The following is a 13,738-nucleotide window of genomic DNA, read 5'->3' on the forward strand; positions in this document are numbered from 1 at the left end:
CTAAACAAGGTATCTCCGATGATCGGCGTCTTCGCAGCGCTTGCTGCGTTCGCGATCGATCAGATCACCAAAGCCATTGTCGTTGCGAATGCCGTCACTTTAAGCGCCGGGATTTCCGTGTTTCCGGGATTCAACCTCGTCTTTTATCGTAATTACGGCGTGACTTTCGGGATGCTGGGCGGCGCTCCGTGGTGGAGCCTCATCGCTCTCGCTCTTGCCATCTGTGTTTGGCTGGGGGTTATGCTGTTTCGCGCCGAAAATGCGGTCGAAACACTTGCCTATGGCGCGATCATTGGCGGAGCCTTGGGCAATGTTATCGATCGTGTGCGGTATCGGGCTGTAACAGACTTTCTCGATTTCTACATTGGCACAACACATTGGCCTGCCTTCAACATGGCCGATATACTTGTTGTAAGTGGCGTGGGGCTCTTGCTCGCCGCGCCATGGATCAGCGCGCGGCGTTCGATCAAGTCGTGAAACCGAAAATTCTGAACCGCATCGCTCTGCGCCACCGTTTGCTTTCGCGGATGACGCTTGGTTTCGCCGCCGGGGCGCTGACCGTTCTGACTTTCCCGCCTTTCTCGCTTCTCCTGCTCGTTCCCGTTGCCTATTCCGCGTTCTTTGTCGGTCTTTGCGATCTCTCCCTAGGGCGTGCTTTCCTCGTCGGCTGGGCGTTTGGTCTTGGCCAGTTCGGTTTCGGGATTTCGTGGATTGCAGAGAGTTTCTACGTCGAGGCCGAGCGGTTCGGGGCGATGGCGATCCCGGCTGTCGCGGGATTGTCCGCAGGTCTCGCAATTTTCCCAGCCATTGCCGCAGCGCTCTTCGCCGAAATCGCGCGGCGCGGAGCCCTGGGTAGTCTCCTCGCCTGCCTCCTGTTCACGACCTCCTGGACCGCGACCGAGTGGTTGCGTGGTCACGTTCTGACAGGGTTTCCCTGGAACCTCGCCGGCTACGCACTTGCCGACTACGCCGCCCTTCGCCAGACCGCCGCCTGGGTCGGAAGCTATGGGTTAAGCTTTCTCAGCGTGTTCGTCGCGGCACTTCCCGGCGCGGCTGTCATGACGTCCGGGCGGCAACGATTGACCGTTTCGCTCATGGCGCTGGCCGGCATCGCGACGATGTGGGCTGTCGGTACGCTTCGCCTCCAGTCGGATGCACAACAGCCACCCGGTGTCGACCTGCGCATCGTCCAGGGCAACATTCCACAAGAGGAGAAATGGGCGCCCGAGAACCGCGAGGCGACCTTCGCGCGCTATGTTGAGCTTTCAACCCAGCCCGGCGATTTCGACGTACTTCTTTGGCCGGAAACCGCCTTTCCGGGTTTCCTCGATGAGGATACGGAGGCGCGGGATCGCATTGCCGCAGCGCTACCAGACGGCAGCATGCTGCTCACCGGGGTGCCGGACCGTGTACCGAGCGAGGATGGCACCCGATATTTCAACACGGTCCAGGCTTTTGGCGAGACCGGCAGAATCCTGACCGGATACGCGAAACACCATCTCGTACCCTTCGGCGAATATGTGCCATTCCGTGGCTGGTTGCCCATCGAGCGACTCACGGCGGGTCTGGGCGATTTTACGCCCGGACCGGGCCCGCGAACGCTTGCGCTTCCGGGTGTGCCCCTGGTCGCCGTGGCGATCTGCTATGAGATCATCTTCCCAAGCCATGTGGTCGACGACCTGTTCAGGCCGGACTGGATTTTCAACGCGACAAACGACGCCTGGTTCGGCACCAGCATCGGACCCGAGCAGCATCTGGCTTCCGCACGGATGCGCGCCGTAGAGGAAGGCCTTCCTGTCATCCGAGCCGCGAATACGGGCATCTCCGCGGTCATCGACGCGAACGGTGACCTCGTCGCGCGGCTCGGCAACGGAGAAACCGGTGTAATAGATGCGGCTCTGCCCTCTGCTCATCCGTCAACGCTATATGCGCGCTTCGGCGACTGGGCGCTGCTGGCTCTCATCTTCACTACTTGGGCCGTGGGACTGGCTGCAGGTCTGGTCGGCACACACCGGTGCAACAAGAGAACACGAACGGAGAAAAAGTCATGCTGGTAATCGCGGGCATTGTCGCGGGTGCGATCTGGGGTGGATATCTGGCGCGACGCCGAAAAGGAAACCGGCTGGATATCCTCCAGTATGCGGCGAGTTCGGCGATCGCCTTCGGTCTTCTCACCTATTTCGTTTCGGTGGTCCTCTTGCGCATCTTTGCATGAGAAGGGTTTCGAAACGGCACCGACGTGAGACGTCTTTTCAACATATTACTGTACGGGTTCTTGGCGATCTGTATCACGGCATCGGTTGGTTCCGGGTTGGTCTATTTTCTGCTGAGCGCATCCGTTCCCGACTACAACGAGGACTTCTCGGTAGCAGGCTTAGGTGGACCGGTCGATATTCTGCGAGATGCCTCGGCAATCCCGCACATTACCGCGAGTTCCGCCGCGGATGTCTATTTCGCGATCGGCTTCGTTCATGCGCAAGACCGACTCGGTCAGCTGTTAAGGGCAAGGCGAATGGCCGAAGCTTCTTGGCCATCCGATGAGACATTGTCCGTTGCGCCAGCGGTCTCAGACGCGCTCGAATCCTATGCCGCCGGCGTCAATGCGTGGCTCGAGCTGGTGTCGGCGGGAGGGCGCGGCAGAGGCTCGCCGGAACTGTTGATCGCAGACGAACGGTCGATCGATGCCTGGACACCTGGCGATAGCCTGAGGATTGCCCGGTCTTTTCTGAATGGCCTGCGACCGGAAAGCGCACGGAAAGGAACGCCGAGCTTATCAAGTGCAATTATACCGTCGGATCGACCAAAAGTGCTCGAACTATTTGCGACTGATCCGCAGCAGCGCCTCGATGCATGGGCGATAGACGGTGACCGAACCGCTGCCGGGACACCAATTCTCGCCGCCGATATCAGCGGTTCCCTGTCGCTGCCCTCGGAATGGTATCTCGCCGATCTTCAGTTTTCGACAGGGCCGGCCATAGGGGCCACGATGCCGGGCGTACCTTTCGTTATTGTCGGTCGCAATACGCGCGTCGCCTGGGCCTTCCGGTCATTTCCCGTGCCAGACGAGGAGGCACCAAGGGGGCCGTCACCCGTGCAGGCGGCAGGTTTCCTGACGATGCTGGAGCTGTTCACGCGTTCGGCCGACGCGACCGATGCCATCGGAGTTGCCGCAGACATGTTGCCGAAAGGCATGGAGGCATTGGCCATTGACCGAGAGACCGTTGCCCGATGGCCAAAAGAGGAAGCCGTACGAGCGTTGTCATTTCGCGACATTCGACTGGCGGAGCTTGAAGCGCGGCAATCGATCTTCTCGACTGAAGGCGCCATCGGTGTTCAAAGGGACACCGTAAGTACCGTGGCGCGAACCCTGCTGCCCCTGATGGCGAAGGAGCTTTGGTTCGTGCAGTCCAGAGACAGCATCGAAGGCACCGATGCGAACGACCTTCGTCGTGAACTACTGGACAGGCTTGCGTCGTGGAATGGCGACATGGATCGCTATTCACCGGAACCTCTGCTGTTCTGGACTTGGCTCCGGGCTTTGCAGCAGCGCATTTTGAAAGACGAATTTCCGGCAGCGCAGCAACTCTGGACCCGTCCGAACCCGAACTTTCTTTATGCGGTACTCAGCGATCGTCGCGGTAGCGCAATCTGGTGCGACATCCGCCTATCCTCACCTCGCGAGACATGCGAGGAGCAGGTTCGCGTGGCCCTGGTTGATGCCCTTGGCTGGCTGGTCGATCGATATGGGCGCGATCCCTCGACGTGGACCTGGGGGGAGGAGCATAGATTGGACATGCAGTGGTCGCCGATCAGTTCACGTGGGTTGCTGACCGACCTGCTGTCCCTTCAAGCGCCGATTTCAGGCGATCCGTTTACGCAATTCTTGACATCATTTGGTGTTGAAGAAGACCGTCCATTCCTTGTGAGTGCCGGAAGCAATTTTCAGGCGGTCATGTCGATATCGGAAGCAGCGGGATCATACTACATCACGCCCGCCGGACAGTCGGGACATCCGCTATCTCGATTCTACGACAATCTCTTTCCCTCGTGGATACAAGGCGAATACCTCGCCATGTCGACCGATCTGTCACTGGCCCGTGGCGGCGCTTCCGGGATCTCGCGGCTCACACCGGCTACCTCCGACAACCCTCGGATGAGCGAGGGCCAGAGCGAATGATCACAAACTTCTTCTTTCTTTACGACCCTTTCGGCTATGTGCTGTCACCGGTGTCGCTCATTGTTGTCGGTCTTACAGTATGGCTGTTTTTGCGTGGGCTCAAAATACACGCTCGCTGTCTCGGAAGGGTTTCTGGTTGGCGTCGAACCGCCTTCTTTGTCGGCCTCGCGGCCGTCCTCGTCGCGACGAATGGGCCGCTCGCGCCATTGGGGCACAGTCTGTTTTCGGTACATCAGGTCGAGCATCTTCTTCTGCGACTGGTAGGACCGCTTCTTATCGCGGTTTCTCAGCCCTGGCTTGGCCTTCAAGCCGGATTGAAAAGGGAATGGCGCCGACGCCTTGCCGCGATTGGGCGTGCGCGTATCCCGCGATTCTTGGCGTTTCCTGCATCTGCCACCTCCTTGTTGATTGGTGCGCTTTTCGTCTGGCAGATCCCGATGATCTACGCCCTTACACAACGTATTGCGGCGATGGAAGCGCTGGCACATCTGTCTATGGTGCTTGCTGGGCTTTGGTACTTTGCTATGCTGTTCGATCTGCGTGATCCGCCTGAAGGAGCGCGGCGCGGCGCTCGGCTGATGTCAGGGTTCGTGGTGATCGTTTCCAACATCTTTCTGGGCTCCCTGACAACGCTCAAGGAGGTGCCCCTCTATGGATCAGAAATCATCGCAGCGAGCGGTGGTCGACTTCGCGCCCTGGCTGACGAGACAATCGGTGGCTACGTAATCTGGGTCCCGTCGTCGATGGTTCTCATCGCGGCAATCATTCTGGTGCTGAACGGCTGGAACGCGGCGGAGGAACGGCGCTGGACGTCCCGCTACGACCTGATGCGCCAATCGAATGCGGCGGCGCTCGAGTTTCCGGAAACCGCGGAGGAACTGCGTCTGAAAGTAGAGAAGCCGAACCGGGACATGGGCCGTACGCTCGCCCTTGGCGCATTCTCCATGTTCATGGTTGTCATGATTACCGTCGTGACCATCGTCTATGCCCTCGGATAGATTGAATTCGACATGAGACCAGACGCATTCTTCTCCGCTAGGGCCAGCCTGTTTCGCCACTGCCACGGCTGGACACATATTGTAGTGTCCTTGCGCGTACCGGGTGCTTGCGCTGGCCCCCGGCGGCGAGCGTCACTTTAGCCGTGATCGCCATCGAAGTGATCAACGTGGCCCTGTACCGACGATTTTCCTGATCTGACGGAAGATCATCTCCTCCCATCAGGCGTAGATGTCGATCGGTGTTCCGTCTTTCACCATTGCATAGATGTCCTCGATCTGCCGATCTGTGACCGCGATGCAGCCAGCTGTCCAGTCGCGGACATCCGTTGGGTCGATCCCTGGGCGTGGACCACCATGGATGAAGATGTCGCCGCCGGGGGAAAGGCCCTGCGCTTCAGCGAAGGCTATGTCGGCCTCATTCGGATAGGAGATGCCAACCGAAAGATGATACGTACTGTCGGGGTTGCGCTTATCGACTACGTAAGCGCCCTCAGGGGTCCGGCCGTCTCCCTCGAATTGCTTGTGACCCTCAGGAGCGAAACCCAGCCCGACCGGATAGGTTTGCGATACGCGATCGGCTCCGTCCAGAACAAGCAAACGCTGCCCCTTGTAAAGCCGAACACGGGTCACCTCGGGTCCGCCATAGCTGCGGAACTTGCTGGCACAGCCAGACAAAAACGCTGCCAACCCGCCCAACAGGACGGCGCGGCGCGGAAATCGGATGGTTTTCACTGCTCGATGCCTCTTTCGTGAGGTCTGATATGGACATTACGTTACCTTGCAAATGCTGCGTGATCAATGTCCGTGGGCAAGCGCGGCCTTTGCGATCTCTGGACCAACCTGCTCACCGCTGAATGCCTTGAGGGCCTACCGCAGCGCCTTGAGGGCGACCGGCAGGGAGGCCACGGCAAGCCTTAATCGAACAACTCGTGAAGCCAGGATTTGCGCCGATAGCCGTGCTTGCCGTCGCCGCCGCCGTGCTTTCCGCGCCGGTAGCCGCGATCATCGTCGTAGCCGCGCGGCTCAGGCACCCGCTGAGGCGCCACATCGGGTGCCGAACGCTCGATGATCTTGTCCAGTTCGCCCCGGTCGAGCCAGACACCCCGGCAATCGGGACAGAAGTCGATCTCGATCCCCTGGCGGTCGGTCATGCTCAAGGGCACCTCGCAAACCGGACACATCATCCTGCCCTTCACGCTCATGTCTCGTCTCGGCTCCTTTCCGGGTTCTCCCAGTTCAATGACCATGTGCCAGCGCCCCTTTGGCCAAGCCTTCGCCAACCTGTTCACCGCCGGACGGCGGCGCCTTGGCCTCTTGGCTGTTAAGCAGGCGCAGGGCGTTGGCCACCACCAGCAATGACACTCCTACGTCGGCTGCAATAGCGCCCCACATCGATGCCAGTCCGAACGCGGTAGCGACAACGAAAACGCCCTTGGTCGCCAAGGAAATACCGATGTTCTGATGGATAATCGACATTGTCCGGCGCGAATGACCGATCAGCCAAGGCACCTTGCCGAGGTCGTCGGTCATCAGGGCAATATCCGCCGTCTCGATTGCCGCGTCCGAACCAACAGCGCCCATCGCGATGGCGTAATGCGCGCGCGCCATGGCGGGGGCGTCGTTCACCCCGTCGCCGATCATGGCCACCATGTCATGCGTTTCGACCAGTTCTTCGATGGCTGTCACCTTGTCTTCGGGCAAAAGCTCGGCACGGACCTCGTCGATGCCGACCTCGGCTGCAACGGCGCGCGCTGTCCGCTCGTTGTCGCCCGTCAACATGACGATGGTCTTCACGCCTTGCGCGTGGAGCTGTGCCACGATGCCCTTGGCGTCGGGGCGGATACGGTCGCGCAATTCCAGGATGCCGGTCACGCCGGTGTCGTCGCCCACGGCAACAAGGGTGCTGCCAGCCCCTTCGATGCGGTCGCGCAGATCCTTCGGAATGGCGTCGCCGAAACCCTTCTCCTCGGCAAACCGGTCGGACCCTAGCCAGATCGACCGGCCGTCTGTGCGTCCTTCAAGTCCCCTACCGGGAACGGTTCGGGTGTCTTCCGCGGCGGACACATTGATGCCGTCGGCTTCTGCCCGCGCGAGAATGGCACGCGCCAAGGGATGCGAGGAACGTGCCTCCAGCCCAGCGGCGAGGGTCATCAGATCTTGCGCCGATGCTTTGCCCAGCGGATGCACCGCCGCCACCTCGGGCTCGCCCATGGTGATCGTGCCGGTCTTGTCCATGGCCAATGCAGTGGTCTTGCCCGGTGCCTCAACATATGCACCGCCCTTGATCAGCACCCCCGCCCGCGCAGAGGCGGTGAGTGCAGCGACGATGGAGACCGGTGTCGAGATGACCAGAGCACACGGGCAGGCGATCACCAGCAGCACGAGTGCATTGTAGAACCAATAATCCCAGGCCCCACCGAAAATGAGCGGCGGCAACAGGGCAATTGCGATGGCGAGAGCCATGACGATAGGCGTGTAGATGCGGGCAAATTTCGCCACCCACTGCTCCACCGGCGCGCGGCGGGCATGGGCGTCGCCGACCATGCGGATAATCTTGGCCAACACGGTGTCCGAGGCGGCCTTCGTGGCGCGCACCGTCAGTGTGCCTTCGCCGTTGATCGTACCGGCATAGACATCGTCGCCCCGTTCCTTTGGGACCAGCGCACTCTCTCCGGTGATTGGCGCCTGATCGACGGCCCCTGCCCCATCGACAACCTCACCATCCAATGGGATGCGGTCTCCGCCGCGCACGACGAAACGTGCGTTGATAGCAACCGCGGAAGCCGGTACGTCCGCTTCCGAACCGTCATCATAAAGAATTCTTGCCGTCGGCGGCGCCAGGTCCAGCAGAGCTGAAACCGCATTCCTCGCACGCCCGACGCTCCAGCTTTCGAGGAAAAGCGAGAGCGAGAAGAAGAACGCAACCGTCGCCGCCTCGAAAAATTCGCCGAGGCCAATTGCACCCGCGACTGCGACTACCATGAGCAGGTTCATGTCGGGCGACAGCCGCCGTGCGGACGACCATGCCTTGGGCGCCACGAGCCAAACACCGAACAGGATCGCAACCGCGAATAGCCCTGCCTCGACCAGTGGCATCGGCGCTTCGCCGTGCCCTGCGAAGAGGCCGAGTGCCCCCCCCATGCCGGTCTCGATGATGTGCCACAGAAATCCCGCGGCCCAGAAGCCGCCACTGAGCGCCGTAAACAGCCGCTGGCGTGCAAGATGGGCCGCCTGGTCGACCGACGCGTTTTCGGCATCCCAGGGCTTGGCGGTCATGCCGGTGCTTGCGACCAGCTCTGCAACTTCGCCGTCCGATACACTCTTGGCGCTGTCGAGAATAGTCATCCGTCCATTGATGATGTCGAACGCGAGATGCTCGGCCCCGCCGATCTTCGGGCCGACCACCTTGTTCAGGATTGCTACCTCCTCGGCGCAATCGAGGCCGGACACCTGAAAACTGCGCCCGCCCGCTGGCGCGGGCGTCGTCGGAACGATGTCGCCGCACGTTCCGGCGCTCCCGCAGCAGCTGCCGCCGCTTGTCTGGGCATCTTCGGCGTGATCGTGGTCGTGACGATGGGTGTCGGACGGCATGAATGGACCTCTGGATTCGGGTGCTTTACCATGACATAGCCCCTACAGTAGCTAGAGCTTCAAGAGCAGAATACGGTGGTATTTCAGTTTGTTTTATTGCTAGAGGATGCGGCGACCGGCTCCATCACGCCTTGAGGCATGAACAGCCGCTGCAAAGAAAAACAGTCACGAAAGGAAGCTTGATGCGGGTTTTGATGCTGAAGCAAAAAATTATGGTTGCAGTGGTGCTGTCGCTTACGGCCGGATGCGCAGTCCAGCCGACTGGGCCAGGCGACGCGGCAGACCAGCGGGGCAACGTTCCCGAAGCCGTGATTGCAATGGCTGCCCCGGATCAGGATGTTGCAACCGCGCGCTTGGTGCCCGAGGACGGGTGCTACTGGTACGAACACAGCGGCCCCGTTGAAACGACCTTGCTGCCGCTGCGCACGGCGAACGGCAACCCTATCTGCGTCGCGCGGGAAGTGTGACGACGACCCGCACGTCACATCAATGCGCTGAGAGCTATTTACCTCATTCAACTTCTCGCGGTAACGCTGTCCTCAGCCGAATAAAGATGTGCTGTCGATCCGATCTCGACGTTCGGATAAAGCTCGTTGATGTGTGCCATAACCATCCGCACGCAACCCGAACTCGCACGACCGCCGATGCTTCTCGGATAGGGTGTGCCGTGTATCCGAAGATAGGTGTCGCGATCACCGACATAGAGATAGAGCGCCCGCGATCCCAAGGCGTTTTGAGGCCCGGGTTCCATTCCGTCGGCCCATCTTGCGTTTTCGGGATCCCGCTCGATCATATTCTGTGTCGGCGTCCAGTGCGGCCACCTGACCTTGCGCTTGATGTTATAAACACCTGGCTCGTAGAGGTTGCCCCGCGCGATCGCCACGCCGTAGCGCATCGCGGTTCCACCCTCCTCAATGTGGTAGAGATACCGCGCGACCGCATCGACATGGATGTCTCCCGGCACGAGGCCGTCCTTCGCGTCCACACGCTGAGGCAAGAAACGTGGGTGTAGTCCCCAAGGGTTTGACGTGGCCGGATCGAAGCCGGGCGGGCTGACTTGCGCGTCCCATTCAGCCTTCTGCGCCTCGGTGGGCCAGCTATCGGCAAACACAGGGTTGGCCACAGTCGCCGAAAAGAGCGCTGTTGTCGTTTGAATGAAGTGTCGTCTTGTCAGCATGTCGTACCCTTTCGGTTCCCACCGGCGATCAATGGCAAGAACGATATACATTCTCGTCGACTAGATAGGACTTCTAGTGGCTAGAGGTTCAAGGGCAAATTTTCGTGAACGCATGCACGCGACCCTGGTAGCACATGCTTGCCTTGCGGTCGGGTTAACGGCCAACCAGGTCAGGTCCGAATTAGCGTGGTAAAGCGGGAGTCGGGGGGCGGAATAGGACAGATTTGCCGAATTGGTCCCCCGGTGGATCGGCTTTGGTCGAAAGATACTATCCTGACACCCTGTCGATCTTCACCCGCCCGTGTCATTGGCCGAAACTTCGGCTTGGAACTCACGTTGTCGCTCAGGCCAGGTGCTCTTGATGTAGACGAGGATAGCCGCGATCTCTGCGTCTGTCAGATCCTCTCCGAAGGCCGGCATGTCGCTCTCGTATCCCGGCACGACGGCCCCGACCCCGCCTTTAGTGATCTGAAAAAGCATGCGGTCTGAATGGTGCCAGGTGTGGCCTGTGTCATCATGCGGCGGGGCCGGCATTCTTCCGGTGTCAAGACGACGACGCCAATCGGGCTGGCCTTCGAGGTTCGCACCATGGCAACTGGCGCAGTTGTCCGCATAAAGCCGTTGCCCTGCCGTGACCTCGGCTGCAAGCACGGGCTCTCCCAAAAACGTCAGTCCCTCGACACGCGGGTCCACCGGTTCCGATTGGGCCAGCACCACGAGACCGGTGGCCGCGAGCGTGGACACTAGGGCAGCGAGGTGCACTGACCGCCTGACCGTACCCTTCGCCAGTCGGTTCTTTGGCCCCTTATTCATCGGCATAGATTGAGATTCCTTCCGGGCCAAAGGCGTAGGTCCTTAGCGTGCCTGACTTGACCGCAGCCATCCCGGGTGCATTCGCGGGCATTCCCGGCAAGGTGATACCCGTTATCGCCGGACGGGTTTCCAGCAGCCGCTCGATGATGTCGACGGGGACGAGACCGCTGACATAGTAGCCGTCGATCTCGGCCAAGTGGCAGCCGATGCCCTGGGCGGGCACACCGACTTCGACCGAGCGTTTGTCGAAGTCGCGGTCATCCACACGCGTTACGGTAAAGCCGTGTTCTTCGAGATAATCCCCATAGGCATCACAGCAGCCGCAGCCCGGATCGCGCCAGATGGTGATCTGCCTTTCGCTGCCCGCCAGACCGGGTGCCACATCGTCTGTCGCTTGCGCCCAGGCCGATGTGGTCAGGCCCACCATTCCGACAATGCCGCTGCCAATCAGACCAAGCGCGTTTCTTCTCTGCACCCTATTTTCCATCATCGTTCTCCAGTTTCGATCCAGGTTGCGCCGCCGTCACGGCTGATTTTCAAGATGCCGCCCAACAGGGCAGCGATGTAGGTCTCGTTTCTTGAATGAACCGCAACAGTGGTCGCAGCTTTGCTGGCCCGCTTTTGCCAGATGACTCCGCCGTCCTGCGATGCCCAGAGGCCCGAAGGCAGCGCGGCATACATCACTTCCGGCGCCGAGGGGGCGCTGGCCAGCGACAGGATCGGTTCACCGCCTGGCAATGGCGCTTCGGACGGTGGGGCTTCACCCGCAACCAATGAGTCCATCGCGTTGCCTGGCCGCACGTCCTGCCAGCGACAAAAGCAATCGGGCACCCGCGCAAGGCCAACCTCGGTGCCCGCATAGATCCAGATACCGCCCATGCCGGTCTCAAGCTCGACCGAAGCCAGAGCAAGAGGATCGCGCTCTGCGTCGTCGAGCCAAGGGCGGTCCATGGCGAGCGACCAGGTTGCACCGGCGTCCTCGCTCTTCCACAACCCGTCGCCGCGAACCGAGGCATAGATCATGTCCGGGTTCCGCGAGGCGATGGCAACGGCATTGATCTCTCCGTCAGGCAGCCCAGCGTCGCTGACGCGCCACGAAGCGCCCCCATCTTCGGAAATGCTGACACCGCCCTTGGCCAACCCTGCGACCACACGGCCGGGCCGGTCGCGATGGGTCGCCAGCGACAGCACGTTCCCCGGTGTTTCTGTCGCGGTCCAAGTCCGGCCGCCATTATCACTGACGAACAGCCCTCCTCTCGCCAGCAGGATGGTATCGCCATCAAAGGCAAGAGCCGCTGGATCACCATCGCTCGCCGCGAGTGCGAACCCCGGCAACATCGAAGCGACGCCGATACTGAGTGCCGCGGTGAGTACCTTGCGCCGGTTTGGCCGACATCCAATCTCAATCGACTTCAATCTGCATGCTCCTCTGCTCATGCGACGCGGATCACGCCCATCATCCCGGCCGCCTGGTGCTCGAGGATGTGGCAATGGAACATCCAGTCTCCGGGATTGTCGGCGACCAGGGCGATTTCCAGCTGCTCGCGCGGCGCGATCAGCACGGTATCTTGCCATTCGCGGAAATCGGTCGGCACCCCATCGCGGCTGATGACTCGGAAGGAGTGGCCGTGCAGGTGGATCGGATGGTCGAAGGCAGTGGCGTTCGTCATTTGGAGGATATGGCTCGCGTCGCGCTCCAATGTCAGGAAGGGGTCGAGCATGTGCCCTTCGGCGGCGACGCCATTGACGAACCACATGCCGCCACCCACAACGCCACCCATCATTCCGCCCATCATGCTGCCGGACTGGCTCAGGCCCATCTGGCGCTCGACCATGGCGCCCATCATGCCCCCGGTGAACAGGATTTCATGACGACGGGCTGCGTTCAGATCAGGTTCGATCAGTGGATTGGCTGGAAGGGCAATTTCCCATTCCGGCGGCGTGGCACGCAGGGGCGTTTCGTCAAAGACGACATCCAGCAGGTTGAATTCATTGTCACGATAGGCGCGGTCGACGATTTGCAGCCTGGTTCCGGGGTCGGCAGGGCAATCGAGCATGATGTCCGCACGCATCGCCGGGCCAAGAACCACGACACCGTCAGGCGCAGCGTGCGGGGTGACCGGCTGGCCGTCGAGTGCAATGATGCGCGCGGAAAGGTCGCCGAAGTCGAGCGCGAAGATGCGGGCGTTCGCGGCATTGATCAGCCGCAACCGGATACGTTCGCCTTGCCGCACCGCGAAGACATCGGGAACACGCCCATTTATCGTGACAGTATTGCCCAGACGGCCCGCATGGCTCATGTCCATGGCTGCGCCGAAGTCATCCGCGATCGATGCGTCCTGCGTCAGCCGCCAATCGTCCAGCATCCAGGTGACATCGCGGTCGACCTGCGGCGGGTTGGGTTCGTCGATGATGAGCGGTCCGGCCAGCCCACGTCCGACCTGCTCGAAACTGCGCTGGTGGGGGTGATACCAGAAGGTTCCGGCATCGATCGCGTCGAACTCGTAGGTGAAGGTTTCTCCGGGTGCGATCGGCTTCTGCGTCAGGTGTGGAACCCCATCCATCGCGTTCGACAGACGAAGTCCGTGCCAATGGACGGTGGTTTCCTCGTCCAGACCGTTTGTGACGGCGATGCGCAGCCGATCGCCTTGCCGAGCCCGTAGCTCCGGGCCGGGAACCTGGCCGTTGAAGCCCCAAACGGGGGTTGCGGGATAAGGTTCTGGGACCAACCTTGCCTGTCCCGGCGCGGGGCGCAGCGAAAAGCTGCGGATTTGCGGCTCGGCGCGCAGAGGCTTTCCGAAAGCCGTGGCGCCGATACCCGCCAAGGACGTTGCAAGAAAAGATCGGCGACTGAAACGGGAACTGATTTGGGAGGACATGGATGAACACTCTCTGATTTCACTGTAAGCCGCCAAAGCAATTGCGCGGCGATGTTCATGGCCCCGCGCAAACGCCCATTTGAGGGCGTCCGGCACGGAGAAA

General features: G+C 60.9%; 14 protein-coding genes. 6 read left to right on the forward strand and 8 right to left on the reverse strand.

Annotation, left to right across the window (positions count from 1 at the left end):
- Window positions 1–18 precede the first annotated feature (18 nt).
- Genes lspA through G0D83_RS10480 form a run of 5 tightly spaced genes read left to right on the forward strand, consistent with a single transcriptional unit; the run spans window position 19 to window position 5,175 of the window.
- Entirely contained in the window at window positions 19–477 is a 459-nt protein-coding gene (gene lspA / locus G0D83_RS10465) for a signal peptidase II (RefSeq protein ID WP_164193059.1), read from the forward strand.
- A complete protein-coding gene (gene lnt / locus G0D83_RS10470; protein ID WP_089851970.1) occupies window positions 444–2,057 on the forward strand; it encodes an apolipoprotein N-acyltransferase in 1,614 nt (537 codons plus the stop codon). Before lspA ends, lnt begins: the two co-directional genes overlap by 34 nt.
- The gene (locus G0D83_RS31880; protein ID WP_009503847.1) at window positions 2,048–2,215 is read left to right on the forward strand and encodes a hypothetical protein; all 168 of its coding nucleotides are present in this window, start codon (window positions 2,048–2,050) and stop codon (window positions 2,213–2,215) included. The genes lnt and G0D83_RS31880 overlap by 10 nt, the downstream gene beginning before the upstream one ends.
- Window positions 2,216–2,239: 24 nt before the next feature.
- On the forward strand, window positions 2,240–4,177 hold the full coding sequence (locus G0D83_RS10475) for a penicillin acylase family protein (protein ID WP_164193062.1): 1,938 nt from the start codon (window positions 2,240–2,242) through the stop codon (window positions 4,175–4,177).
- A complete protein-coding gene (locus G0D83_RS10480; RefSeq protein ID WP_066010418.1) occupies window positions 4,174–5,175 on the forward strand; it encodes a cytochrome c oxidase assembly protein in 1,002 nt (333 codons plus the stop codon). Before G0D83_RS10475 ends, G0D83_RS10480 begins: the two co-directional genes overlap by 4 nt.
- A gap of 219 nt (window positions 5,176–5,394) precedes the next feature.
- Here the strand turns inward: G0D83_RS10480 and G0D83_RS10485 are convergent, their stop codons facing one another.
- From G0D83_RS10485 to G0D83_RS10495, 3 genes are all read right to left on the reverse strand, one after another.
- Window positions 5,395–5,907, reverse strand: coding sequence for a L,D-transpeptidase family protein (locus G0D83_RS10485; protein ID WP_164193065.1), 513 nt, complete (start codon window positions 5,905–5,907; stop codon window positions 5,395–5,397).
- Window positions 5,908–6,089: 182 nt separating this feature from the next.
- On the reverse strand, window positions 6,090–6,377 hold the full coding sequence (locus tag G0D83_RS10490; RefSeq protein ID WP_009503851.1) for a zf-TFIIB domain-containing protein: 288 nt from the start codon (window positions 6,375–6,377) through the stop codon (window positions 6,090–6,092).
- 34 nt (window positions 6,378–6,411) lie between these two features.
- Window positions 6,412–8,766, reverse strand: a complete 2,355-nt coding sequence (locus G0D83_RS10495; protein ID WP_089851968.1) for a cation-translocating P-type ATPase — start codon at window positions 8,764–8,766, stop codon at window positions 6,412–6,414.
- A gap of 182 nt (window positions 8,767–8,948) precedes the next feature.
- On the opposite strand from G0D83_RS10495, the gene G0D83_RS10500 reads away from it, so the two are divergent.
- Window positions 8,949–9,233, forward strand: a complete 285-nt coding sequence (locus G0D83_RS10500) for a hypothetical protein (RefSeq protein WP_164193177.1) — start codon at window positions 8,949–8,951, stop codon at window positions 9,231–9,233.
- Between the two features lie 47 nt (window positions 9,234–9,280).
- Here the strand turns inward: G0D83_RS10500 and G0D83_RS10505 are convergent, their stop codons facing one another.
- From G0D83_RS10505 to G0D83_RS10525, 5 genes are all read right to left on the reverse strand, one after another.
- Complete coding sequence (locus G0D83_RS10505; protein WP_009503854.1) at window positions 9,281–9,943, reverse strand: L,D-transpeptidase; 663 nt, start codon at window positions 9,941–9,943, stop codon at window positions 9,281–9,283.
- Window positions 9,944–10,234: 291 nt separating this feature from the next.
- The gene (locus G0D83_RS10510) at window positions 10,235–10,756 is read right to left on the reverse strand and encodes a c-type cytochrome (RefSeq protein WP_131821879.1); all 522 of its coding nucleotides are present in this window, start codon (window positions 10,754–10,756) and stop codon (window positions 10,235–10,237) included.
- The gene (locus tag G0D83_RS10515) at window positions 10,749–11,243 is read right to left on the reverse strand and encodes a DUF411 domain-containing protein (protein ID WP_089851965.1); all 495 of its coding nucleotides are present in this window, start codon (window positions 11,241–11,243) and stop codon (window positions 10,749–10,751) included. The genes G0D83_RS10510 and G0D83_RS10515 overlap by 8 nt, the downstream gene beginning before the upstream one ends.
- Window positions 11,243–12,172: an exo-alpha-sialidase gene (locus G0D83_RS10520; RefSeq protein WP_235958035.1), complete on the reverse strand. Its 930-nt coding sequence runs from the start codon at window positions 12,170–12,172 to the stop codon at window positions 11,243–11,245. The genes G0D83_RS10515 and G0D83_RS10520 overlap by 1 nt, the downstream gene beginning before the upstream one ends.
- A 17-nt stretch (window positions 12,173–12,189) precedes the next feature.
- Window positions 12,190–13,635 carry a multicopper oxidase family protein gene (locus G0D83_RS10525; RefSeq protein WP_164193068.1) on the reverse strand — a complete coding sequence of 482 codons (1,446 nt, stop codon included), beginning with the start codon at window positions 13,633–13,635 and terminating at the stop codon, window positions 12,190–12,192.
- Between the last annotated feature and the right edge of the window lie 103 nt (window positions 13,636–13,738).

The organism is Salipiger sp. PrR003 (genome assembly GCF_010500785.1).
In the GTDB taxonomy this organism is placed as follows: domain Bacteria; phylum Pseudomonadota; class Alphaproteobacteria; order Rhodobacterales; family Rhodobacteraceae; genus Salipiger; species Salipiger pacificus_A.

Excerpts from the sequence above, each read along its gene's own strand:
- G0D83_RS10515 (WP_089851965.1), bottom strand. The coding sequence starts at position 11,243 with ATGGAAAATAGGGTGCAGAGAAGAAACGCGCTTGGTCTGATTGGCAGC.
- lspA (WP_164193059.1), top strand. The coding sequence starts at position 19 with ATGATCGGCGTCTTCGCAGCGCTTGCTGCGTTCGCGATCGATCAGATC.
- G0D83_RS10500 (WP_164193177.1), top strand. The coding sequence starts at position 8,949 with ATGCGGGTTTTGATGCTGAAGCAAAAAATTATGGTTGCAGTGGTGCTG.
- G0D83_RS31880 (WP_009503847.1), top strand. The coding sequence starts at position 2,048 with ATGCTGGTAATCGCGGGCATTGTCGCGGGTGCGATCTGGGGTGGATAT.
- G0D83_RS10490 (WP_009503851.1), bottom strand. The coding sequence starts at position 6,377 with ATGAGCGTGAAGGGCAGGATGATGTGTCCGGTTTGCGAGGTGCCCTTG.
- lnt (WP_089851970.1), top strand. The coding sequence starts at position 444 with ATGGATCAGCGCGCGGCGTTCGATCAAGTCGTGAAACCGAAAATTCTG.
- G0D83_RS10505 (WP_009503854.1), bottom strand. The coding sequence starts at position 9,943 with ATGCTGACAAGACGACACTTCATTCAAACGACAACAGCGCTCTTTTCG.
- G0D83_RS10480 (WP_066010418.1), top strand. The coding sequence starts at position 4,174 with ATGATCACAAACTTCTTCTTTCTTTACGACCCTTTCGGCTATGTGCTG.
- G0D83_RS10510 (WP_131821879.1), bottom strand. The coding sequence starts at position 10,756 with ATGAATAAGGGGCCAAAGAACCGACTGGCGAAGGGTACGGTCAGGCGG.
- G0D83_RS10525 (WP_164193068.1), bottom strand. The coding sequence starts at position 13,635 with ATGTCCTCCCAAATCAGTTCCCGTTTCAGTCGCCGATCTTTTCTTGCA.
- G0D83_RS10495 (WP_089851968.1), bottom strand. The coding sequence starts at position 8,766 with ATGCCGTCCGACACCCATCGTCACGACCACGATCACGCCGAAGATGCC.